A 22,885-nucleotide genomic window follows, 5' to 3' on the forward strand; every position below is an offset into this window, starting at 1 on the left:
CCGGCCCGGCATCGGCGTGCGCCCTCCTCCGACCGCGCCGATGGCGGTCCCCTTCCGGGGCCTTGCGCTGCGGCTTCCCTTGACTGGCAGAAACTTCCCGGATATGGGTGACTCCTCGGAAGTTTCCTTCAGCGACGTCCAGCGGACCCTCCAGCCAGTCCTTTCCGTAAGGAGTGCACGTGCACCAGACCGGCACAGGAAGCACGGGAAGCACCGCACGCCCCTCCAGACGTACCGTCCTCGCCGCGACGGCCGGCCTCACCGCCGCCGCGGCCGTCGGCGGCACCGCACACGCCGCACCCGAGGACAGGAAGCCCGGCCCCATGAAGCCCGACGACAAGAGGCTCCGCGCGCTCGTCTCCCGCATGACGCTCGAGGAGAAGGTCGGCCAGCTCTTCGTGATGCGGGTGTACGGCCACTCGGCCACCGACCCGGACCAGGCCGACATCGACGCCAACCTCGAGGAGATCGGCGTGCGGACGGCCGCCGAGCTGATCGCCAGGTACCGGGTCGGCGGCATCATCTACTTCACCTGGGCGCACAACACCCGCGACCCGCACCAGATCGCGGAGTTGTCCGACGGCATCCAGCGGGCCTCGCTCGGCCTGCCCCGCGGCCTGCCGGTCCTCATCGCCACCGATCAGGAGCACGGCGCCGTCTGCCGCGTCGGCAAGCCCGCGACACTGTTCCCGGGTGCGATGGCGATCGGCGCCGGCGGCTCCCGCGGCGACGCCCGCACGCTCGGCCGGATCTCCGGGGCGGAGCTGCGCGCGATGGGCATCCGGCAGGACTACTCACCCGACGCCGACGTGAACGTCGACCCGGCCAACCCGGTCATCGGCGTACGTTCCTTCGGCGCCGATCCCGAGGCCGTGGCCGGGCTGGTGGCGGCCGAGGTGGAGGGGTACCAGGCGGCCGGGGTGGCGGCGACCGCGAAGCACTTCCCGGGGCACGGGGACACCGCCGTCGACAGCCACTCCGGCTTCCCGGTCATCACGCACAGCCGTGAGCTGTGGGAGAAGCTGGACGCGGTGCCGTTCCGGGCGGCGATCGAGGCGGGCATCGACTCGGTGATGACCGCGCACATCCAGTTCCCGGCCCTCGACGACTCCGGCGACCCGGCCACCCTGTCCCACCCCGTCCTCACCGGCATCCTGCGCGGCGAACTCGGCTACGACGGGGTCGTGGTCACCGACTCCCTCGGCATGGAGGGCGTCCGCACGAAGTACGGGGACGACCGGGTGCCGGTGCTCGCGCTGAAGGCGGGCGTCGACCAGTTGCTCAACCCGCCGTCCCTGGACGTGGCGTGGCACGCCGTGCTCGAGGCGGTCCGGGCGGGCGAGCTGACGGAGGCACGGCTGGACGAATCGATCCTGCGGATCCTGCGGCTGAAGGCGAAGCTGGGCCTGCTGGACCGCCCGTACGTCGGCGCGGCCGGCGTGGACCGCACGGTCGGCACCCCGGGGCACCTGGCGGAGGCCGCCCGCATCGCCGAACGCACCACCACGCTCCTGGTCGACGCGGGCGGGCTGCTCCCGCTGTCCCCCCGCACCCACCCCCGGCTGCTGGTGGCCGGCGCCGACCCTGCCTCCCCGTCCGGCACCACGGGCCCGCCCACCGGCGTCCTGGCCGCCGCCCTGACCGAGCTGGGCTTCACGGCCACCGCCCTGCCCACGGGCACGGCCCCCTCCGAGGCGACCGTCACCGAGGCGGTCACCGCCGCGCGGGACGTGGACGCGGTGGTCGTGGCGACGTACAACGTCACGGCGGCCGGCGGCCAGAAGACGCTGGTGGACCGGCTCGTCGGGACGGGCCGGCCGGTGGTGGCGGTCGCCGTGCGCAACCCGTACGACGTCGCCTTCCTCCCCTCCGTGAAGGCGTACCTGGCGACCTACTGCTGGACCGACGTCGAACTGCGCGCCGCCGCCCGGGTGATCGCCGGACGGGTCCGGCCGCGCGGGAAGCTGCCGGTGCCGGTGCAGCGGGCGGACGACCCGACGCAGGTGCTGTATCCCATCGGTCACGGGCTGACGTACCAGACGTACGTCACGCACGGCGCGTAACGCCCGCACAGGGCGGAAAGCCTCCGATACGTCTGGCGTGGCCCGCCGCCACGGGTCACGCTGGACGGGAGGTGTCCGGGGGGATGGCGATGTACGTGAGACGTCTGGCGGGGCTGGTGTGCGGGCTGTTCGCCCTGCCCGCAGCCCTGCTGACGGGCTGCCAGGAGGTGCCCGGACCCGCCGCGAAGGGCACGTCGGCCGGGCGGCCACGCCCACCCCGGCCACCGGCTACGGCGCCCGGTTCCTCGGGGTCGGCGAGTGCGGTTCCTTCGGGGCCTCCCGCTTCACCGAGGTGCCGTGCGCCGGCGAACGGGCGGCGGCCCGGGTCGTCGCCCGGCACGACGGCACCGCGGGCGACGACCCGCGGTGCCCGCCGACCACCGACTTCGTGCTGCGCATCAGCGCCCAGAGCCCGGCCGCGGACGGCCAGGGCGGGATCCCCCAGGGCTATGCCTGCATGCGCGACCTCCAGCCCCCGCACCCCGGCGATCCGGGCGGCGGGGGCGGGCCCCGCACCATCCCCGGGGACTGCGGCTACGGCTCCGGCGGCAGCCGGGTCCGCGAGACGGCCTGCGACGGCTCGGGCCGGCGGAAACCCCCGTACAAGGTCACCGAGGCGGTGCCGTCCCGCGGCCGGTGCCCCGCGTCGACCGCCCTGTACGTGCAGCTCGGCGGACGGGACCCGGTGGGGTGCGCCCGGCGGGTGTGACCGGCGGAGTGACCGGACCGGGGTCAGCCGGAGCGGGTCAGCACAGGATCCAGCCCGAACTCACCGAGCCGCGGCTCACCGAGCCCTTGACCCACACGCGGCGGTGGCCGGCGTGCACCGTCACCGGGCCCGCGAGGTGGGCGTACCGCCCCTTGTCGACGACGGGGCGGTTGCCGCGGGCCTGCACGCCGACCGACATCGTGCGCTTGCCGCCGGCCTTCTTGGGGACGGTGAGCGCGCAGACGTAGCCGTTGCGCCTGTAGACATGCACGGTGCCGGTGGAGAAGGGCAGGGTCCTCACCTCGCGCCCGGCGCAGGACGTCGCGGTCGCCGCCCGGGCGCTGCCCGGCGCCGCGAGCGCGAGCACCCCCGAGGCGGCCAGTACGGCCGCGCCGAGCGCCAGACGCCGACGTATCGCACCGCTGTCCACTGTGGTCCCTCCCGTACATCGGCCATGCACCAGCCATGAACGTACTGATGTACGGACGCGCGACGTATGCCGGATGGTTGCACGACCGTCGGCGGCACGCGCCCCACGGCCCGTCAGCAGAACAAGTTCCACAGGCCCTTGAGCGGAACACTCCCAACGGTCCGTCAGCGAAGCGCTCCCACCGGTCCGTCAGCGGAGTGCTCCCACCGGCTCCTCCGGTTCCGCGCGGCCGACGAAGGTCCGCCACAGTTCGGCGTACCGGCCGCCGCGGGCCAGCAGTTCCTCGTGGGAGCCGTCCTCGGCGACGCGGCCGTGGTCCATCACCACGACCCGGTCGGCACGGGCGGCGGTGGTCAGGCGGTGGGCCACGACGAGGGTGGTGCGGCGGCCCGCCAGGCGGTCCGTCGCCTGGTTGACCTGGGCCTCGGTGGCGAGGTCGAGGGCCGCCGTGGCCTCGTCGAGGAGCAGGACGTCGGGGTCGACCAGCTCGGCGCGGGCGAGAGCGATGAGCTGGCGCTGGCCGGCCGAGAGGTTGCGGCCGCGTTCGGCGACCTCGTGCAGGTAGCCGCCGTCGAGGGTGGCGATCATGTCGTGCGCGCCGACCGCCCGGGCCGCGGCCTCCACCTCGGCGTCGGTGGCGGCCGGGCGGCCGTAGGCGATGGCGTCGCGGACGGTGCCCTGGAAGAGGTACGCCTCCTGGGGGACCACCCCGAGGCGGTGGCGGTAGGAGGTGAGGTCGAGGGCGCGCAGGTCGGTGCCGTCGACCGTCACCCGGCCCCCGGTGGGGTCGTAGAACCGCGCCACCAGCTTCACCAGCGTCGACTTGCCCGCCCCGGTCTCGCCGACGAAGGCGACCGTCTGGCCGGCCGGGATGGTGAGGTCGATGCCGGTCAGCGCCGCCTCGCCCTCGGCGGCGCCGTAGGCGAAGTGCACGTTCTCGAAGGCGATGTCGCCGCGGAGCGAGCGCACCCGCAGCGGCTCCTCGGCCGACTCGGTGGACGTGGGCTCGCGGAGCAGCTCCTGGATGCGGCCCAGCGAGACGGTCGCCTGCTGGTAACCGTCGAAGACCTGGGAGAGCTGCTGGACGGGGGCGAAGAACAGGTCGATGTAGAGCAGGTAGGCGACGAGCGCGCCGGTCGTCAGCGTGGCCGCCTCGATCCGGTGCGCGCCCGCGATCAGTACGCAGGCCGCGGCGACCGAGGACAGCAGCTGGACGAAGGGGAAGTAGACGGATATCAGCCACTGGCCGCGGGTGCGGGCGCGACGGTAGCTGTCACTGCGTTCGGCGAACCGCCGGCCGCCGTCCCGCTCGCGCCGGAAGGCCTGCACGATCCGCAGTCCGGACACCGACTCCTGGAGGTCGGCGTTGACCACCGACACCCGCTCACGGGCGAGTTCGTAGGCCTTCACGCTCGCCCGGCGGAAGAAGTACGTGGCGACGATCAGCGGGGGCAGGGTCGCGAAGACGACCAGCGCCAGCTGTACGTCGAGGACCAGCAGGGCGACCATGATGCCGAAGAAGGTGACGACCGAGACGAACGCCGTGACCAGGCCGGTCTGGAGGAAGGTGGACAGGGCGTCGACGTCCGTCGTCATCCGGGTCATGATCCGGCCGGTCAGCTCCCGCTCGTAGTAGTCGAGGCCGAGGCGCTGGAGCTGGGCGAAGATCTTCAGGCGCAGCGCGTACAGGACGCGTTCGCCGGTGCGGCCGGTCATCCGGGTCTCGGCGATCTGCGCGGCCCACTGCAGAGTCACGGCGAGCAGGGCGAGCAGCGAGGCCGACCAGACCGCGCCCAGGGCGGCCCGGGTGACGCCCTGGTCGATGCCGTGCCGGATCAGGATCGGCAGCAGCAGGCCCATGCCGGCGTCCGCGGCGACCAGCAGCAGGCTGACGAGGAGGGGCAGACCGAAGCCGTGCAGCAGGCGCCGGAGGCCGTAGGAGTCCTCCGGGCGGACCGCCCGCGCCTCGTCGATGTCGGGGGTGTCGGTGGCCGGGGGCAGCGCCTCGACCTGGGCGAGGAGTCGCGGGGTGGCCGGGGTTCCGGCGAGGGCGGTGTCCTTGGGCTCGCGGTCGCCGGTCCACAGGCGGGGGGTGACACCGCGCTCGGCGTCGAACTCGGCGTCCAGCTCCGCGCGGACGGAGGTGTCCTCCTCGGGCGCGGCGGGCTGGGCGTGGCCCGGGGAGACGCCGCCCAGTTCGTCGGGGTCGGTGAGCAGGCGGCGGTAGAGGGCGGACCGTTCCTGCAGTTCCTCGTGGGTGCCGATGTCGGCGAGCCGGCCGGCGTCGAGGACGGCGATGCGGTCGGCGAGGTTGAGCGTGGAGCGGCGGTGCGCGATGAGCAGGGTGGTCCGGCCGCGCATCACCTGCCTCAGTGCCTCGTGGATCTCGTGTTCGACGCGGGCGTCCACGGCGGAGGTGGCGTCGTCGAGGACGAGCAGCCGGGGGTCGGTGAGGATGGCGCGGGCGAGCGCGACGCGCTGGCGCTGGCCGCCGGAGAGGGTGAGGCCGTGCTCGCCGACCCTGGTGTCGTAGCCGTCGGGCAGTGCGGTGATGAACCGGTGGGCCTGGGCGGCGCGGGCGGCGGCCTCGATCTCGTCCTGGGTGGCGTCGGGGCGGCCGTAGGCGATGTTGTCGCGGACGCTGTCGGAGAACAGGAAGGAGTCCTCGGGGACCAGGCCGATGGCGGCCCGCAGCGAGTCGAGGGTCAGCTCGCGCACGTCGTGGCCGCCGATCAGGACGGCGCCGTGGGTGACGTCGTAGAACCGCGGCAGCAGGAGGGAGACCGTGGACTTGCCGGAGCCTGAGGAGCCGACGACGGCGAGGGTCTCGCCGGGGCGGATCTCGAAGCTCAGGCCCTGGAGCACCGGGCTGGTCCCGCCGGAGGCGTGGTCGTAGCCGAAGGACACGTCGTCGAACTCGACGGTCGCTGGGGCGTCGGCGGGGAGGGTCTTGGTGCCTTCCTCGAACGACGGCTCGGTGTCGATCAGCTCCAGCACCCGCTCGGTGCCGGCGCGGGCCTGCTGGCCGACGGTGAGGACCATGGCGAGCATCCGGACCGGACCGACGAGCTGCGCGAGGTAGGTGGAGAAGGCGACGAAGGTGCCGAGCGTGATGTGGCCGCGCACGGCCAGCCAGCCGCCCAGCGCCAGCATGGCGACCTGGCCGAGCGCGGGGACGGCCTGGAGGGCCGGGGTGTACCTGCTGTTCAGCCGGATGGTGCGCAGCCGTCCGGCGAAGAGGCGGCGGCTGACCTCGCGGATCTTTCCGGTCTCCTGCTCCTCCTGCCCGAAGCCCTTGACCACGCGCACGCCGCTGACCGAGCCGTCGACCACGCCCGCGACGGCCGCCGCCTGGGCCTGGGCGTACCAGGTGGCGGGGTGCAGCCGGGAGCGGCTGCGCCGGGCGATCCAGCCGAGCGCGGGGGCGACCGCGAGGGCGACCAGGGTCAGCGGCAGCGACAGCCAGGCCATGATCACCAGGGAGATCAGGAAGAGCAGGAGGTTGCCGATGGTCATCGGCAGCATGAAGAGCAGGCCCTGGACCAGCTGGAGGTCGCTGGTGGCCCGGCCGACCACCTGCCCGGTGGACAGCTCGTCCTGGCGGCGGCCGTCGAGGCGGGTGATCGTCCCGTACATCTCGGTCCGCAGGTCGTGCTGGACGTCGAGGGCGAGCCGGCCGCCGTAGTAGCGGCGGACGTAGGTCAGGGCGTAGACGAGGACCGCGGCCGCCACCAGGACGCCCGCCCAGGGGGCCATGCGCCGGCTGTGGTCGCCGATCACGTCGTCGATGATCACCTTGGTGACCAGCGGGACGAGCGCCATGACGGCCATGCCGGCGAGCGAGGAGCCCAGCGCGAGGACGACGTTCTTCGGATACCGCCACGCGTATCCGGCCAGTCGACGTGCCCATCCCCGTTGCGGTGTCACGCGGGTGCCCTCCGTTTTCGCCCTGGTCTTCCATCCTGGTCTGCCGGAAGGCTCCAACGCATGCAGAAGCGGATTTCATCCCTCCGCAACAATTCGTCTCCTCGTCGACACCGGCCTGAGCCAGTGAGGCGCCCAGGTGTCCCACCTCCCGGTCGAAGGCCGCGCCCGTGATCGCCAGACCCTCGTGCGCACGCGCCGTCGCCCGCCCCGGACAGGGCGCCACCAGCGGCTGTTCGTGGGACAGGCGCTCGGCTCCGCGAGACGCCGGCGCCGGCAGTCCGGGCCCTTCGCCTCTTCACAGCCAGGTGCCAGGTGCGGCACAGCCCCCACCCACCCCGGTCCGGCAGGCTGCACCCGTGACATCTGCCACCGATCCACTCCCCCACCCGGCCGTGACCACCGACCCGCCGCCGCCCGCCCCGTCCGCGGCGGCCCCGGACGCCGCGCCCCGCTGGTCGCTCCCCGCGCTGATCGCGATCCTGGTCCTGGCGGCGGTGCTCTACTCCTGGAACCTCTCCGGGAACAGCCTCAACAGCTTCTACAGCGCGGCCGTCCTGAGCGGCACGCAGAGCTGGAAGGCCTGGTTCTTCGGCTCCCTGGACGCGGGCAACTTCCTCACCGTCGACAAGCCGCCCCTCGCCCTGATGGTCATGGGCCTGTCCTGCCGGATCTTCGGGTTCGGCACCTGGCAGATGATGGCGCCGATGATCGTGGCCGCGCTGGCCACCATCTGGATCCTGCACTCCTCCGTGAAGCGGGTGTGGGGGCACGCGGCGGCGGCGGTCGCCGCGCTGGTGCTCGCCCTGACCCCGATCACGGTGGCCATCAACCGGGACAACAATCCGGACACGCTGCTGGTGCTGCTGATGGTCGGCGGGGCCGCGCTGGCGCTGCGCGCGGTGAGCAGCGGGACGGTGCTGCCGCTGCTGGGCTCCGCGGCCTGCTTCGGCCTGGCGTTCAACACCAAGATGCTCCAGGGCTACATCGCGCTGCCCGCCGTCTTCGCGGTCTCCCTGTACGCGACCCGGCTGCCGTTGCTGAAGCGGATCGCCAACCTGGCGCTCGCGGCCGTGGTCCTCGCCGTCTCCAGCTTCTGGTGGGCGGCCGCGGTGTCCCTCGTCCCCGCGTCCGACCGCCCGTACATCGGCGGCTCCACGGACGGCACCGCCTGGGACCTGATCATGGGCTACAACGGCCTCGGCCGGGTCCTCGGCGGCGAGGGCAACGGCGGGGGCGGCGGGGGCGGAGGCGGCGGCTTCTCCGGTTCCGCCGGGCTCGGCCGCCTGTTCAACGACATCCTCGGCGGCCAGATCTCCTGGCTGATCCCCTTCGCCGCGATCGCCTGCGTCGGCGGCCTGGTGCTGTGCGGGAAGGCGCCGCGGACCGACCCCACGCGTGCCGCGCTGGTGCTGTGGGGCGGCTGGACGGCCCTGCACTACCTGACGTTCGCCATGGCCGAGGGCACCATGCACCCGTACTACACGACCGCGCTCGCGCCCGGCATCGCCGCGCTGTGCGGGGGCGGCGGCCTGATGCTGCTGCGCGCCTTCCGGGCCGACCGGCGGTGGGTGTGGGTGCTGCCCGCAGCCCTGGGTGTCACCGGCGTCTGGGCGATCGTGCTGCTGCGCCGGGCCGCCGGCTGGAACACCTGGCTGTGGCCGGTGGTCGGCGTGGTCATGGCGGCGGCGATCACGGGCCTGCTGGTCTTCCGCTCGGGCGGCCGGGTGCGGCTGCTGGCGGCCTCGGTGGCGGCGGCGGTCGTCGCGGCGGTCGCGGGCCCGGCGGCGTACGCCTGGTCGGTGCCCGCGGAGTCGGGCGGTGGCGGCATGGGCGGTGTGAACCCGACGGCCGGCCCGTCCACGGGCAGCGGCTTCGGCGGCGGGCCCGGCGCAGGCGGCGGCCGGGGCGGGTTCCCGGGCGGCGGGGAGATGCCGCAGCAGGGCGGCCGGACGGCACCCGGCGGCGGCAACGGCGAACTCCCGCAGGGCGGGGGCTTCCCCGGCGGTCAGCAGGGCGGCGGCGACGCGGAGGCGGGCGGCCCGCCCACCGGCTCCGGCGGCGGTACGCCCCCCGGTGGCACCGGTGAGCCGGGCGGTACGGCCGGCCGGCGCGGCGGCATGGGCGGCCCCGGCGGTGGCGGCGGCATGGGTGGCGCGAGCAGCGAGCTCATCGCCTACCTGAAGAAGCACCAGGACGGCGCCAAGTGGCTCCTGGCCGTGTCCACCTCACAGGGCGCGGCGCAGATCGAGCTCAGCTCCGGGCAGCCCGTCATCTCCATGTGGGGCTTCACCGGCACCGACAACGCGATGACCGTCGCCCGGCTCGAGGAACTGGTGAAGAAGGGCGAACTGCACTACGTCCAGGTCGGCGGCGGCATGGGCGGCGGCGGCATGGGCGGCGGCCCCGGCGGCGGCAACAACCTCAGCTCCGCGGTGACCTCGTGGGTGCAGAAGCACGGGACGGCGGTGAAGGAGAGCGCGTACGGCAAGAGCTCGTCGGCTTCCGGCTCGGCGGACCCGTCCTCGGACGCGGCCTCTTCCGGCGCTGACGCGTCGTCGCAGAGCAGCGGCTCGACGTCGACGGTCTACCGTCTGGACCCGTCGGACGTCGGCTGACGCGGACGCGCCCGTACGGCCGAAGCGGCCCCCGACCATCGGTCGGGGGCCGCTTCGGCCATGGCGGCTCGTCAACTCGTCTGGACAAAGCCCAATTTGCCGTTTCCCGTCACCCGATGGACACGCGTCGTCCATTTACAGGGCCGCATGTTCATGTCATTCTCCCGATTGCCGCCTCCAGTCAACCCGCGTAGATCGGAACCCCACATGCTGGCGACACGCATACGCCGATGGAAGCCGGTGGCCCTGACCACGGCCGCCGTCCTGGTCGGCCTCACCGTTCCCGCCCTGACCGCGACCCCCGCCGCGGCGACCACGACGGCGTACGACTCGACGTACTACAAGAACGCGATCGGCAAGACGGGCACGAGCCTGAAGTCCTCCCTGCACACGATCATCAGCAGCCAGACGAAGATCTCTTACTCCGCGGTCTGGAACGCCCTGAAGGACACCGACCAGGACCCGAACAACAGCAGCAACGTGATCCTGCTGTACAGCGGTGTCTCGCGCAGCAAGTCCCTCAACGGCGGCGACGTCGGCGACTGGAACCGCGAGCACGTGTGGGCCAAGTCCCACGGCGACTTCGGCGAGGTCACCGGCCCCGGCACCGACCTGCACCACCTGCGCCCCGCGGACGTGCAGGTCAACAGCATCCGCGGCAACCTGGACTTCGACAACGGCGGCAGCACGGTCACCAACGGCGGCGGCAGCCTCGTCGACTCCGACTCCTTCCAGCCACGCGCCGCGGACAGGGGCGACGTGGCCCGCATGATCCTCTACATGGCCGTGCGCTACGAGGGCGATGACGGCTTCGCCGACCTGGAGCCCAACGACAAGGTCAACAACGGCAGCAACCCGTACATCGGCAAGCTCTCCGTCCTCAAGGCGTGGAACGAGGCGGACCCGCCGAGCGCCTTCGAGGAGCGCCGCAACCAGGTCATCTACGACACCTACCAGCACAACCGCAACCCGTTCATCGACCACCCGGAGTGGGTCGAGGCGATCTGGTAGACCTGACCGTGGCTGAACTCCCCTTCTTCAGGGGAGTTCAGCCCGGCTCACCGGAGATCGCCCATCCGCATTCGCCGCCCCAGCTCGTCGAGGTCCGCCCGCCGCTCTTCGTACTCGGGGAGCGCGATCCGCCCGAGGGACCGCGGTGCGCATGTCCGTCATCGCGGTCAGCGCGTTCGGCCTGCCGGAGGCGTCGGCCCCGAGGACGCCGATCAGCGGGAAGACGGAGACGGATCCGGGCCCAGGGTAACGGCCGCATCCGGCATCGGCCCGGCCGCGACGCCGGCGACCTCACGGAACCTGTCCCGTGAAGGTCAGCGCGCACAGCCGATCGGGGGATCGGTCCCAGCCCAGGTGGTTGGGCGGGCGAGGGCCGGGTGGAGTACCAGGGCGTGGTCGTGGGTCAGTTGCCCTCGTTCTCCTCGCGGGCCCGCGCGATCTGCCGGGCCATGATCGTGGTCAGTTCGTACGCCGTGTGGGACGCGGCCACCGACGTGATCTCCGCGTGGTCGTACGCGGGGGCCACCTCGACGACGTCCGCCGACACCAGGTTGCAGGATGCCAGCCCGCGCAGGATCTCCAGCAGCTCGCGGGAGGTCATGCCGCCCGCCTCGGGGGTGCCGGTGCCGGGCGCGTGCGCCGGGTCGAGGCAGTCGATGTCGACGGAGATGTACAGCGGGCGGTCGCCGATGCGCCGGCGCAGCTGGTCGGCGACCTCGTCGGCGCCCCGCCGGTAGACGTCGGCCGAGGTGACGATGCCGAAGCCCATCTTCTCGTCGTCGGTGAGGTCCTGCTTGCCGTACAGCGGGCCGCGGGTGCCGACGTGGGAGAGGGCGGAGGTGTCGAGGATGCCCTCCTCGACCGCGCGGCGGAACGGGGTGCCGTGCGTGTACTCGGCGCCGAAGTAGGTGTCCCAGGTGTCGAGGTGGGCGTCGAAGTGGAGCAGGGCGACCGGGCCGTGCTTCTTCGCGACCGAGCGCAGCAGGGGCAGGGCGATGGTGTGGTCGCCGCCGAGGGTCATCAGGCGGGCGCCGGTGCCGAGCAGTTCGTCGGCGGCGGCCTCGACGGTCTCCACGGCCTCGTTGATGTCGAACGGGTTCACCGCGATGTCGCCGCCGTCGGCGACCTGCGCGAGGGCGAAGGGGGAGGCGTCCTGCGCCGGGTTGTAGGGGCGCAGCAGGCGGGACGCCTCGCGGATGGCGTTGCCGCCGAAGCGGGCACCCGGCCGGTACGAGACACCGGAGTCGAACGGCACGCCCACCACCGCGACGTCGGCGGTGCCCACCTGGTCGAGGCGGGGCAGCCGCGCGAAGGTCGCGGGGCCGGCGTACCGCGGGACGCGGGAGGAGTCGACGGGGCCGCGGGGCGTCTCGTTGCCGCTCATGGGAACTGCCTTCTTTCCGACGCTTCGTCGCGTATGCAGGTCTTGCACGTGTTGGTACGTCTTGCTCTGACGCCTTCACCGAGCCTAGGCCGCCGATCAGAACCACGGAAGTGTACGTTTCATCCATGGAGAGGGGGTGCGATGAAGGAAACGCACACCGTTCTGGACGCCTTGGCACCAGCGGTCCCGCCGACCCCGCAGGTCCCCCTGGCCGCGCTGCTGGCCCGGGAGGACCTGGGCCTGAGGCAGATCGCGGGCCCGGACGACCCCGGCATCGTGATCCACTGGGCGCACGCCTCGGAGATGGCCGACCCCTACCCGTACCTGCTGGGCGGCGAGCTGCTGCTGACGGCGGGGGCGCACGTCCCGGGGGCGGCGGGCTCCGGGACCGGTCCCGACGACTACTTCGACGGCTACGTGTCCCGGATCGTCGCGGCGGGCGGGGCGGCGCTCGGCTTCGGGCTGGCGCCCGTGCACGACACGGTGCCGCGGGCCCTGGCGGCCGCCTGTGACGCCCGCGCGCTCCCCCTGCTGGAGGTGCCGCCGCGGACCACGTTCTCCGGTGTGGCCCGCGCGGTCTGGCAGCTGATGGCGCAGGCCCGGCTGGCCGAGCTGCGCCGGGTCACCGAGGCGCAGCAGAGCCTCGCCTCCGCCGCCTCCCGCCCCGACCCGGTGCCCGCGGTGCTGCGCCGGCTGGCCCAGCGCCTGGGCGGGCGGGCGGCGCTGTACGGCCCGGACGGCGCACAGGTCGCGGCGGCGGGCCGGGAGGCACCGCAGGAGGTACGGACGGCGCTGGCCGCGCTGGCGGGGGTGGTACGGCCCACCGTGGCGCAGGCCCCGTCCTCCGCCACGGACAGCGTCCGCGGCACCCACCTCGCCGTCTACGCCCTCGGCGCCGGTCAGGGCTTCGTGCTCGGGGTCGCCACCGAGCGGCGCGAGCCCGGGGACCACACCATCGCCTCCGTCGCCGCCGTCCTCCTCTCCCTCCTCACCGGCGAGCACCTCAGCGACGCGGGAGCGGCCCGTTCGTCGGCCCTGGTACGGCTGCTGCTGGGCGCCCCGCCCGAGGACGTGGCCCCGCTGCTCGGCGCGGACCGGTGGGTCGTCGTACACGCGCGGCCGGAGGGCCGGGCCCCGGACGCGGTGGCCGCCTCGGCGCTGGGCGCCGCGCTCGGGTCCGCCCTGGTCGACCTCGCGGACGGCGTGGTCCGGATCCTGGTGCCCGCCGACCGGGAGCCGGCCGCGCGGTCCGGCTGGACCCTCGGGGTCAGCGCCCCCGTGACGCCGGACGACTGGCCCGCCGCCGACACCCAGGCGGCCCGCGCCCTGACCCGCGCCCGCGCCACCCGCACGGCGCTGGTCCGGCACGGCGGCCGCCCGGGCCTGGCCGACCTGGTGCCGCCCGGCGAGGCCGAGAGCCACGCCCGCGCGCTCCTCGGGCCCGTCGGGGCCCATCCCGCGCTCACCGAGACGCTGCGCACCTGGCTGTCCCTGCACGGCAGTTGGGACCGCACGGCGGTGGCCCTGTCGGTGCACCGCAACACCGTCCGGCAGCGGATCGCCCGGTGCGCGACGCTCCTCGACGCCGATCTGGACGATCCGGACGTACGCATGGAGTTGTGGTTCGCGTTGCGGAACCGGTGAGGGACCACGGCTGACCTGCGACGTGACCCACGTCGCAGCGGCCGCTGTCCCGGGGACGCGCACAGAGACCTGCCTCACAATGGGGGGCATGCCGATACCCGGGACACCCAGCCGCGCCGAGCTCGTCGACCACCTTGTGCAGACCCGTATCGCGGGCGACGTCGCGACGCCCCGCGAGAACAACCTCTCCCACTACCGCAAGCTGGCCAACGGCGACCGCCATTTCTGGTTCGGCCTGGAGTTCGGCGACCGCTGGCGGGACGAGCAGGACGTGCTCGCGGTGATGGCGGAGCGGGTCGGTGTCAACGACGATCCGGAGTACCGGTACGGGCGGGACACCATCGACCCCGAACTGACCGTCGACGCCCTGGAGCGCATGGCGCAGCGGCTGCGCAAGGCGGCCGACGGGCGGCAGCGGGTGCTGTTCGCCACCGGCCACCCCGGCGGTCTGCTGGACGTGCACCGGGCCACGGCCGTCGCGTTGCGCGCCGCCGGCTGCGAGATCGTCGTCATCCCCGACGGTCTGCAGACGGAGGAGGGGTACGTGATGCAGTTCGCGGACGTGGCGGTGCTCGAGCACGGCGCCACGCTGTGGCACACGCACTCCGGTGCGCCGATGCGGGCCGTTCTGACCGGCCTGGAGCGCGAGGGCCGCCCGCTGCCCGACCTGGTCGTCGCCGACCACGGCTGGGCGGGGTACGCCGGCCGGCACGGCGTCGACTCGGTGGGCTTCGCGGACTGCAACGACCCGGCCCTGTTCCTCGCCGAGTCGGAGGGCACCCTCCAGGTGGCCGTGCCTCTCGACGACCATGTGGTCAGCCCGCGTCACTACGATCCGCTGACGGCGTATCTGCTGGCGGAGGCCGGCCTCTCCTGAGAGCGCCCGGCCCGTGAAGCCGCGATGTGCGGCTCCTTTGACGGAGTCGCACATCGGGCCTTCATGGGGTGGGCTCAGCGGCCACCGCCGCCACCGCCGTGGCCGCCACCGCCGCCACCGCCGTGGCCGCCACCGCCGCCACCGCCGTGGCCGCCGTTGCCGTGGCCATTGCCGTTGCCATGACCATTGCCGTGGCCATTGCCGTGGCCGTTGCCGTGGCCATTGCCCCGTCCGTTGTGGTCGCCGTAACCGTTGTAGTTGCCGCGTCCGTTGTGGTCGCCGTTACCGTTGTGGTCGCCGCGTCCGTTGTGGTCGCCGTAGCCGCAGTCGTCGTTGTTCCACCAGTTTCCACAGTCGCTGCTGTAGCTGTTGTGGTGGTTGTACGACTCCGATGCGGATGCGGTACCCGCTGTGCCGATCGCGACTCCGCCCGCCATCAGCAGGCCGGCGGCGGACGCCGCGAGGAGGCGCCTCGCGCGTTGTACTCGCATGGGAAAACCTTCCGTTCCATCGTCGCCCATGGCTTCTCGGAGGAAGCGAGGGGGATGGCCGCCGCCGCGGTGCGAAGAGCGCGGCGCGGTCTCGGGGATCACCGCTTGTTGTGTGAAGCGCGATCACTCCACCGGCGCCTGCGGGACACTCACGCCTTGGCCCGAGCGGGTCCCGCGGCTGAGATTCCGCTGTTCGGGAACCTCGCCGGCCGGACATGCCGCGCGCTGCGGCTTTCACTCAGCAAGCCTAGTACCGCGCTCGGCATTCGGCACCCCGGGCAACCTCTCTCATCCGACCCACGCGTCTCACCTCGGGACGCGGACGACGCCCTCCTGGATCACCGAGACGGCCAGCCGCCCGTCCTGGGTGTAGATGCGGGCCTGGCCGAGACCGCGGCCGCCGTACGCCGACGGCGACTCCTGGTCGTACAGCAGCCATTCGTCGGCCCGGAACGGCCGGTGGAACCACATCGCGTGGTCGAGCGAGGCCCCGACGACGTCGCCGACGGCCCAGCCGCCGCGGCCGTGCGCGAGCAGCACGGAGTCGAGGAGGGTCATGTCGGAGACGTAGGTGGCCAGGACGACGTGCAGCAGGGGTACGTCGATGGCGCCCTCGAGCTTGCCGTTGGCGCGGAACCACACCTGGGAGTGCGGCTCGCGCGGCCCGCCGAACCTCCCGTACGGCGGCTCGTCCACGTAGCGCAGGTCGACCGCCTCGCGGGCCTCGAGGAACCGCTCGATGATCTGCGGGTCGAGGTGGCCGTAGCCGCGCAGGCGCTCCTGGGAGGTGGGCACGGTGGCCGGGTCGGGCGCGGGGGGCATGGGGGCCTGGTGGTCGAGGCCGTCCTCGTGGGTCTGGAAGGACGCCGACAGGGTGAAGATCGGCCTGCCGTGCTGGATCGCCACGACCCGGCGGGTGGTGAAGGAACGGCCGTCGCGGATGCGTTCGACGTCGTAGACGATGGGCGCGCCGGGGTCCCCGAGGCGGAGGAAGTAGGCGTGCAGGGAGTGGGCGTGCCGGTCCGCGGGGACCGTGCGCCCGGCGGCGACCAGCGCCTGGGCCGCCACCTGCCCGCCGAAGACCCGCGGGACGGCGGCGGACACGGATCGGGACTGGCCGCGGAAGATGTTCTCCTCGATCTGCTCGAGGTCGAGCAGATCGAGGAGATCCTTGAGTGCCTTGCTCATGGAGTCGGTTGTATCCGCCGGTGGTTGCGCGCCGCTTACAGACCCATGTCCTTGGCGATGATCGTCTTCATGATCTCGCTGGTGCCGCCGTAGATGCGGTTGACGCGGTTGTCGGCGTACAGACGGGCGATCGGGTACTCGTTCATGAAGCCGTAGCCGCCGTGCAGCTGGAGGCAGCGGTCGATCACGCGGTGGGCGACCTCGGTGCAGAAGAGCTTGGCGGAGGCGGCCTCGGCAGGGGTCAGCTCGCCGGCGTCGAGGGCCTCGGTGGCGCGGTCGGCGACGGCCTCGGCGGCGTCCACCTCGGCCTGGCAGGCGGCCAGTTCGAACTTGGTGTTCTGGAAGGCGGCGACGGGCTTGCCGAAGACGACGCGGTCCTGGACGTACTGCTTGGCGAACCGGACGGCGGCCTTGGCCTGCGCGTAGGCGCCGTAGGCGATGCCCCAGCGCTCGGAGGCGAGGTTGTGGCCCAGGTAGGAGAAGCCCTTGTTCTCCTCGCCCAGGAGGTCCTCGGCCGGGACCTTGACGTCGACGAAGGCCAGCTCGGCGGTGTCGGAGGTCTTCAGGCCGAGCTTGTCGAGCTTGCGGCCGACGGAGTAGCCCTGGGCCTTGGTGTCCACGACGAAGAGGGAGATGCCGTGGCGGCGGTCCTCGGCGGTGGGCGCGGAGGTGCGGGCGCAGACGATCATGCGGTCGGCGTGCACGCCGCCGGTGATGAAGGTCTTGGCGCCGTTGAGGACGTAGTGTGTGCCGTCCTCGGAGAGCTTGGCGGTGGTCTTCATGCCCGCGAGGTCGGAGCCGGTGCCCGGCTCGGTCATCGCGATGGCCCACATCTCCTCGCCGGAGACGAACTTCGGCAGGTAGCGCTTCTTCTGCTCGTCGGTGGCGAGCAGCTTGATGTAGGGCAGGCCGAGCAGCACGTGGACGCCGGAGCCGCCGAAGGAGACGCCCGCGCGGGCGGTCTCCTCGTAGAGGACGGCCTCGAACTTGTAGGAGTCGATGCCCGCGCCGCCGTACTCCTCGTCGACGCGGATGCCGAAGACGCCCAGCTCGGCGAGCTTGTAGTAGAACTCGCGCGGCGCCTGGCCGGCGGCGAACCACTCGTCGTAGACCGGCACGACCTCGGCCTCGATGAAGGCGCGGATGGTCTCCCGGAACGCCTCGTGATCCTCGTTGAACAGCGTGCGGCGCACTCCGCCACCTCCACGTCGGCATGTCTAAGCGCTTGCTCAGATCAAAGGTACCGGCGAGTACGGAAGCGGTCCAGAGGGGTCGGGGTAACGCTCGTCACGCCGGAGCGGAGCCGGTCCCCGACGCCGCCGCGAACGCGCCCCGCGCCATCCGGTGCAGCAGCTGCGAGGTGGCCCCCCGGCCCGGCAGGGAGCCGGCGCGGCCCAGGTGCGGCGTCGAGTTCAGCAGGCCGAAGACCGAGTGCACGGCCGAGCGGGCCGCCGGTTCGGCCAGGTCCGGATAGACCTCGCGGACGACCTCCACCCACAGTTCGACGTACTGCCGCTGGAGCTGGCGGACCAGCTTCCGGTCGCTGTCGCGCAGGCGGTCCAGCTCGCGGTCGTGCAGGGTGATGAGGGGACGGTCGTCGAGCGCGAAGTCGATGTGCCCTTCGATGAGCGAGTCCAGGACCGCCTCCGGGGCAGCCGCGCCGTCGGCCTCCGCCAGGCGCCGCTTGGCCCCGGTCAGCAGCTGGCCGCTGATGCCGACCAGCAGCTCGGCGAGCATCGCGTCCTTGCCCGCGAAGTGGCGGTAGAGGCCGGGCCCGCTGATGCCCACCGCCGCGCCTATCTCGTCGACACCGACCCCGTGGAAGCCCCGTTCGGCGAAGAGCCGGGCGGCCTCCTTGAGGATCTGCTCGCGTCGGGTGGGGGCGTCGGTTCTCGTGGCCATGAAATCAATTCTAGACAGCGAGGTTAGCGCTCGTTAACCTAAGGGAAATGGTTAACGCTCATTAACAGTCGATCACTGGGTGAGGGGACCGCAGGATGCACGAGGCACCGGAGCTGACGAGCGCGGCAGACCCCGCGTCGGAGGCCTGGCGGGCCAACGAGGAAGCGCACCGCGAGCTCGTCGAGGAGCTGCGCGGCAAGCTCGCCGCGGCGGCGCTCGGCGGCGGCGAGAAGGCCCGCGCCCGCCACACCGCGCGCGGCAAGCTGCTGCCCAGGGACCGGGTGGACACCCTGCTCGACCCCGGTTCGCCCTTCCTGGAGCTGGCCCCGCTGGCCGCCGACGGGATGTACGAGGGACAGGCCCCGGCCGCCGGGGTCATCGCGGGGATCGGGCGGGTCAGCGGGCGCGAGTGCGTGATCGTCGCCAACGACGCCACCGTCAAGGGCGGGACGTACTACCCGATGACGGTGAAGAAGCACCTGCGCGCGCAGGAGGTGGCCCTCGAGAACCGGCTGCCCTGCCTCTACCTCGTCGACTCCGGCGGCGCCTTCCTGCCCCTGCAGGACGAGGTCTTCCCGGACCGCGACCACTTCGGGCGGATCTTCTACAACCAGGCCCGGATGTCCGGCGCGGGCATCCCGCAGATCGCCGCGGTCCTCGGCTCCTGCACCGCCGGCGGGGCCTACGTGCCCGCGATGAGCGACGAGGCCGTGATCGTCCGCGACCAGGGCACGATCTTCCTCGGCGGCCCCCCGCTGGTGAAGGCCGCCACCGGCGAGGTCGTCACCGCCGAGGAGCTCGGCGGCGGCGAGGTGCACTCGCGGGTCTCCGGCGTCACCGACCACCTCGCCGAGGACGACGCCCACGCCCTGCGGATCGTGCGGAACATCGTCGCGACCCTCCCCGCGCGCGGGGCCCTGCCCTGGGACGTGGTGCCCGCCGTCGAGCCGAAGACCGACCCGTACGGGCTCTACGGCGCGGTCCCGGTCGACTCCCGCACCCCCTACGACGTGCGCGAGATCATCGCACGCGTGGTCGACGGCTCCCGGTTCGCCGAGTTCAAGGCGGAGTTCGGGCAGACCCTGGTCACCGGCTTCGCCCGGATCCACGGCCACCCGGTGGGGATCGTCGCCAACAACGGCATCCTGTTCTCCGAGTCCGCCCAGAAGGGCGCCCACTTCATCGAGCTGTGCGACCAGCGCGGGATCCCGCTGGTGTTCCTGCAGAACATCTCCGGCTTCATGGTCGGCAAGGACTACGAGGCCGGCGGCATCGCCAAGCACGGCGCCAAGATGGTGACCGCGGTCGCCTGCACCCGCGTGCCCAAGCTGACCGTCGTGGTCGGCGGGTCGTACGGGGCGGGGAACTACTCCATGTGCGGACGGGCCTACTCCCCCCGCTTCCTGTGGATGTGGCCGAACGCCAAGATCTCCGTGATGGGCGGCGAGCAGGCCGCCTCCGTCCTCGCCACCGTCAAGCGGGACCAGCTCCAGGCCCGGGGCGAGGAGTGGCCGGCCGAGGACGAGGAGGCCTTCAAGGCACCCGTCCGCGCGCAGTACGAGCGCCAGGGCAACGCCTACTACGCCACCGCCCGGCTCTGGGACGACGGGGTCATCGACCCGATGGAGACCCGTCAGGTGCTGGGGCTGGCCCTGACCGCCTGTGCCAACGCGCCCCTGGGGGACCCCCAGTTCGGCGTCTTCCGGATGTAGAGGGGGGCTTCACGACCATGTTCGACACAGTGCTGGTGGCCAACCGGGGCGAGATCGCCGTACGCGTCATCCGTACGCTGCGGTCGATGGGCGTGCGCTCCGTCGCCGTCTTCTCCGACGCGGACGCCGACGCCCGGCACGTCCGGGAGGCCGACACGGCGGTACGGATCGGCCCGGCCCCGGCGGCCGAGAGCTATCTGTCGGTGGAGCGGCTCCTTCAGGCCGCCGCCCGCACCGGCGCCCAGGCCGTCCACCCCGGGTACGGCTTCCTCGCCGAGAACGCGGGCTTCGCGCGCGCGTGCCAGGAGGCCGGGCTGGTCTTCATCGGCCCGCCGGCGGACGCGATCGCGCTCATGGGCGACAAGATCCGGGCCAAGGAGACGGTGCGGGCCGCCGGGGTGCCGGTGGTACCCGGCTCGAGCGGCAGCGCACTGAGCGACGAGCAGCTGGCCGGGGCGGCCAGGGAGATCGGCGTGCCCGTCCTGCTGAAGCCCTCCGCGGGCGGCGGCGGCAAGGGCATGCGCCTGGTGCGGGACGTGACCGCGCTGGAGGAGGAGATCGCCGCCGCCCGCCGCGAGGCCCGCGCCTCCTTCGGCGACGACACGCTGCTCGTCGAGCGGTGGGTGGACCGGCCCCGGCACATCGAGATCCAGGTCCTGGCCGACGGGCACGGCAACGTCGTCCACCTGGGCGAGCGCGAGTGCTCGCTCCAGCGCAGGCACCAGAAGGTCGTCGAGGAGGCGCCGAGCGTGCTCCTCGACGAGGCGACCCGGGCCTCGATGGGCGAGGCGGCCGTGCAGGCGGCGCGCTCGTGCGGGTACCGCGGCGCGGGCACGGTGGAGTTCATCGTGCCCGGCGGCGACCCCGCGTCGTACTACTTCATGGAGATGAACACCCGCCTCCAGGTGGAGCACCCGGTCACCGAACTCACGGTGTCCATCGGTCCGGCCGGCGCCGGGGGCGGCCTCGACCTGGTGGAGTGGCAGCTGCGGGTGGCCGCCGGGGAAGCCCTGTCCTTCGGGCAGCGGGACGTACGGCTCACCGGGCACGCGGTCGAGGCGCGGGTCTGCGCCGAGACCGTGTCGGTCAAGGAGGGCGCGCGCGGCTTCCTGCCGTCCGGCGGCACGGTGCTCCTGCTGCACGAGCCCCAGGGCGACGGCGTCCGCACCGACTCGGGGCTCAGCGAGGGCACGGAGGTCGGCAGTCTCTACGACCCGATGCTGTCCAAGGTGATCGCGTACGGGCCGGACCGCGCGACCGCGCTGCGCAAGCTCCGGGCCGCCCTCGCGCAGACGGTGACCCTGGGCGTGCAGACCAACACCGGGTTCCTGCGCAGGCTGCTGGCCCACCCGGCGGTCGTCGCGGGCGAGCTGGACACCGGGCTGGTGGAGCGGGTGATGGACGAGCTGGTTCCCACGGACGTGCCCGAGGAGGTGTACGAGGCGGCGGCGGCCGTACGGCTGGAGGCGCTGGAGCCCCGTGGGGACGGCTGGACCGATCCCTTCTCGGTGCCGAGCGGCTGGCGTCTGGGCGGCAGGCCGAAGCGGCCCGCCTTCTCCCTCCGGGTGCACGACCCGGTGACGTACGTCCCCCGGGGCGCTCACACCGTCACCGACGACCGGGTCACCGTCACCCTCGACGGTGTCCGGCACACCTTCCACCGCGCCGCCGACTGGCTCGGCCGGGACGGCGACGCCTGGCAGGTGCGCGACCACGACCAGGTGGCCGCGTCCCTGTCCCGGTCCGCGCGCGCCGGCGCCGACTCGCTGACCGCGCCCATGCCGGGCACGGTGACGGTGGTGAAGGTGGCCGTCGGCGACGAGGTGGCCGCGGGCCAGAGCCTGCTGGTGGTCGAGGCGATGAAGATGGAGCACGTCATCTCCGCCCCGCACGCCGGCACGGTCACCGAACTGGACGTGCGGCCGGGCACGACGGTCGCCATGGACCAGGTGCTGGCCGTCATCGCGCCCGCTCAGGAGGCGGTCGAGTGAGCACCGGCGGACTGCCCATGACCGTACCGGCCCAGGGCCTGCCCGCGCGGGTGCGGATCCACGAGGTCGGCGCGCGCGACGGGCTGCAGAACGAGAAGGCGTCCGTGCCCACGCCGGTGAAGGCGGAGTTCATCCGCCGCCTGGCCGACGCCGGCCTGACCACGATCGAGGCGACCAGTTTCGTGCACCCCCGATGGGTGCCCCAGCTGGCCGACGCCGAGCAGTTGCTCCCGCTCGTCAGCGACCTGGACGCGGCCCTGCCCGTCCTGGTCCCCAACCAGCGCGGCCTGGACCGGGCGCTCGCCCTCGGCGCCCGCCGCATCGCCGTCTTCGCCAGCGCCACGGAGTCCTTCGCGAAGGCCAACCTCAACCGCACCCTCGACGAGTCCCTCGCCGTGTTCGAGCCGGTGGTGCGGCGCGCCAAGGACGAGGGCGCGCACGTGCGGGGGTACGTGTCGATGTGTTTCGGCGACCCCTGGGAGGGTGCCGTACCGCTGCACCAGGTCGTCCGCGTCTGCGGGGCGCTCAGGGACATGGGCTGCGACGAGCTGAGCCTCGGCGACACCATCGGGGTGGCCACGCCCGGCCATGTGCGCGCGCTCCTCGCCGCGCTCGACGAGGCGCGCGTGCCGACGAACGTCATCGGCGTGCACTTCCACGACACCTACGGCCAGGCCCTCGCCAACACCTACGCCGCCCTGGAACACGGCGTGACGACGGTCGACGCCTCCGCCGGAGGCCTCGGCGGCTGCCCCTACGCCAAGTCCGCCACCGGGAACCTCGCCACCGAAGACCTCGTGTGGATGCTCCACGGCCTCGGCATCGACACCGGGGTCGACCTCGGCCGGCTCACCGCCACCAGCGTGTGGATGGCCGAACAGCTGGGCCGCCCCAGCCCGTCCCGCACCGTCCGCGCCCTCTCCCACAAGGACCAGTGATCA

The 22,885-nt window shown here is 72.9% G+C and carries 15 protein-coding genes and 1 pseudogene; 9 read left to right on the forward strand and 7 right to left on the reverse strand.

Annotation, left to right across the window (positions count from 1 at the left end; genetic code table 11):
* The first annotated feature begins 179 nt into the window (after positions 1 to 179).
* Both ABZX30_RS10215 and ABZX30_RS10220 read left to right on the forward strand, forming a co-directional pair.
* A complete protein-coding gene (locus ABZX30_RS10215) occupies positions 180 to 2,063 on the forward strand; it encodes a glycoside hydrolase family 3 protein (protein WP_355931234.1) in 1,884 nt (627 codons plus the stop codon).
* 89 nt (positions 2,064 to 2,152) lie between these two features.
* Positions 2,153 to 2,772: pseudogene (locus ABZX30_RS10220) on the forward strand (hypothetical protein).
* A gap of 37 nt (positions 2,773 to 2,809) precedes the next feature.
* Here ABZX30_RS10220 and ABZX30_RS10225 read toward each other — a convergent pair.
* Positions 2,810 to 3,202 carry a hypothetical protein gene (locus ABZX30_RS10225; RefSeq protein ID WP_355931236.1) on the reverse strand — a complete coding sequence of 131 codons (393 nt, stop codon included), beginning with the start codon at positions 3,200 to 3,202 and terminating at the stop codon, positions 2,810 to 2,812.
* Positions 3,203 to 3,391: 189 nt separating this feature from the next.
* Positions 3,392 to 7,129 carry an ABC transporter ATP-binding protein gene (locus ABZX30_RS10230; protein WP_355931239.1) on the reverse strand — a complete coding sequence of 1,246 codons (3,738 nt, stop codon included), beginning with the start codon at positions 7,127 to 7,129 and terminating at the stop codon, positions 3,392 to 3,394.
* A gap of 356 nt (positions 7,130 to 7,485) precedes the next feature.
* On the opposite strand from ABZX30_RS10230, the gene ABZX30_RS10235 reads away from it, so the two are divergent.
* Positions 7,486 to 9,744 (forward strand): glycosyltransferase family 39 protein, encoded by a 2,259-nt coding sequence (locus ABZX30_RS10235; RefSeq protein ID WP_355931242.1) that lies wholly within the window; start codon positions 7,486 to 7,488, stop codon positions 9,742 to 9,744.
* A 207-nt stretch (positions 9,745 to 9,951) separates the two neighbouring features.
* Entirely contained in the window at positions 9,952 to 10,755 is an 804-nt protein-coding gene (locus ABZX30_RS10240; protein ID WP_355931244.1) for an endonuclease, read from the forward strand.
* A gap of 403 nt (positions 10,756 to 11,158) precedes the next feature.
* On the opposite strand, the gene speB is transcribed toward ABZX30_RS10240, so the two are convergent.
* Positions 11,159 to 12,139, reverse strand: coding sequence for an agmatinase (gene speB / locus ABZX30_RS10245; RefSeq protein ID WP_355931246.1), 981 nt, complete (start codon positions 12,137 to 12,139; stop codon positions 11,159 to 11,161).
* Positions 12,140 to 12,280: 141 nt separating this feature from the next.
* Here speB and ABZX30_RS10250 point away from each other — a divergent pair, with 141 nt between their 5' ends.
* Both ABZX30_RS10250 and ABZX30_RS10255 read left to right on the forward strand, forming a co-directional pair.
* Positions 12,281 to 13,783, forward strand: coding sequence for a helix-turn-helix domain-containing protein (locus ABZX30_RS10250; RefSeq protein ID WP_355931248.1), 1,503 nt, complete (start codon positions 12,281 to 12,283; stop codon positions 13,781 to 13,783).
* Between the two features lie 88 nt (positions 13,784 to 13,871).
* Positions 13,872 to 14,660, forward strand: coding sequence for a phosphatase (locus ABZX30_RS10255; RefSeq protein WP_355931251.1), 789 nt, complete (start codon positions 13,872 to 13,874; stop codon positions 14,658 to 14,660).
* 74 nt (positions 14,661 to 14,734) lie between these two features.
* Here the strand turns inward: ABZX30_RS10255 and ABZX30_RS10260 are convergent, their stop codons facing one another.
* From ABZX30_RS10260 to ABZX30_RS10275, 4 genes are all read right to left on the reverse strand, one after another.
* Positions 14,735 to 15,151 carry a hypothetical protein gene (locus ABZX30_RS10260; RefSeq protein WP_355931253.1) on the reverse strand — a complete coding sequence of 139 codons (417 nt, stop codon included), beginning with the start codon at positions 15,149 to 15,151 and terminating at the stop codon, positions 14,735 to 14,737.
* 306 nt (positions 15,152 to 15,457) lie between these two features.
* Positions 15,458 to 16,339 carry an acyl-CoA thioesterase II gene (locus ABZX30_RS10265; RefSeq protein WP_355931255.1) on the reverse strand — a complete coding sequence of 294 codons (882 nt, stop codon included), beginning with the start codon at positions 16,337 to 16,339 and terminating at the stop codon, positions 15,458 to 15,460.
* A gap of 35 nt (positions 16,340 to 16,374) precedes the next feature.
* Positions 16,375 to 17,532 carry an acyl-CoA dehydrogenase family protein gene (locus ABZX30_RS10270; RefSeq protein WP_355931257.1) on the reverse strand — a complete coding sequence of 386 codons (1,158 nt, stop codon included), beginning with the start codon at positions 17,530 to 17,532 and terminating at the stop codon, positions 16,375 to 16,377.
* A 94-nt stretch (positions 17,533 to 17,626) separates the two neighbouring features.
* Positions 17,627 to 18,241 carry a TetR/AcrR family transcriptional regulator gene (locus ABZX30_RS10275; protein ID WP_355931260.1) on the reverse strand — a complete coding sequence of 205 codons (615 nt, stop codon included), beginning with the start codon at positions 18,239 to 18,241 and terminating at the stop codon, positions 17,627 to 17,629.
* A 95-nt stretch (positions 18,242 to 18,336) separates the two neighbouring features.
* Between ABZX30_RS10275 and ABZX30_RS10280 the strand changes: the two genes are divergently transcribed.
* The 3 genes from ABZX30_RS10280 to ABZX30_RS10290 are packed head-to-tail and all read left to right on the forward strand — an operon-like array spanning position 18,337 to position 22,882.
* Positions 18,337 to 19,953: a carboxyl transferase domain-containing protein gene (locus ABZX30_RS10280; protein WP_355931262.1), complete on the forward strand. Its 1,617-nt coding sequence runs from the start codon at positions 18,337 to 18,339 to the stop codon at positions 19,951 to 19,953.
* A 17-nt stretch (positions 19,954 to 19,970) separates the two neighbouring features.
* Positions 19,971 to 21,944: a biotin carboxylase N-terminal domain-containing protein gene (locus ABZX30_RS10285; protein ID WP_355931265.1), complete on the forward strand. Its 1,974-nt coding sequence runs from the start codon at positions 19,971 to 19,973 to the stop codon at positions 21,942 to 21,944.
* Positions 21,941 to 22,882 carry a hydroxymethylglutaryl-CoA lyase gene (locus tag ABZX30_RS10290; RefSeq protein ID WP_355931267.1) on the forward strand — a complete coding sequence of 314 codons (942 nt, stop codon included), beginning with the start codon at positions 21,941 to 21,943 and terminating at the stop codon, positions 22,880 to 22,882. The genes ABZX30_RS10285 and ABZX30_RS10290 overlap by 4 nt, the downstream gene beginning before the upstream one ends.
* The last annotated feature ends 3 nt before the right edge of the window (positions 22,883 to 22,885 follow it).

Origin of the sequence: Streptomyces sp. NPDC004542, assembly GCF_040610035.1 — a bacterium.
Classification (GTDB): domain Bacteria; phylum Actinomycetota; class Actinomycetes; order Streptomycetales; family Streptomycetaceae; genus Streptomyces.